The sequence below is a fragment of the Alcanivorax sp. HI0083 genome (genome assembly GCF_001635175.1).
On sequence record NZ_LWFX01000713.1, the window covers coordinates 1 to 497 of the forward strand.

At 52.5% G+C, this 497-nt stretch carries 1 protein-coding gene; it reads right to left on the minus strand.

Translation table 11 applies throughout. The annotated features are described in order from the left end of the window. The coding region (locus A3754_RS27475) for a hypothetical protein (RefSeq protein WP_231880529.1) at window positions 1-497 on the minus strand (497 nt) is incomplete at both ends.

Here is a 497-nt window from a genome sequence, read left to right on the forward strand (position 1 = left end):
TTGCCCGATATAGTCACCTTCAGGGCTGTTAATCTGCATGTAGGTTAATGGCGCACTTTTACTCACCAGTGGCAGCGTTAGTGTTTGGGAACTGTTTTGCCCAAGGCTGTCAGTGACGGTGAGTTTTAGCGTGAGCTCTTCGCCATCCAGGGGTAGGGAAGGAACGGTAAAAGATGGTGTTGCGCTGTTCGTGTTCGTCAACGTAATTGCGGGGCCATTCAATTGCTCCCACTGGTAGCCGGCAATAACACCGCTATCGGAATACGACTTTTCGGCAGACAGGGTTACAGAGGTGTCGTCAATGAGCTGGCGCATGGGGCGCTCAATAACCGCAACGGGATGCGGTAAATTTTCTGGCAGAGTGGAGTTGATGCGGATGCTGCCGTTCAGCGGGGCATCGTTATTGCCGCAGTACTGTACGAAGTCCAGTGCTATGACCGGATTCGCTGCCGCGAGATCCAGTTCATGAATGAAGAAGTCACCGTCAATGGTGTTGC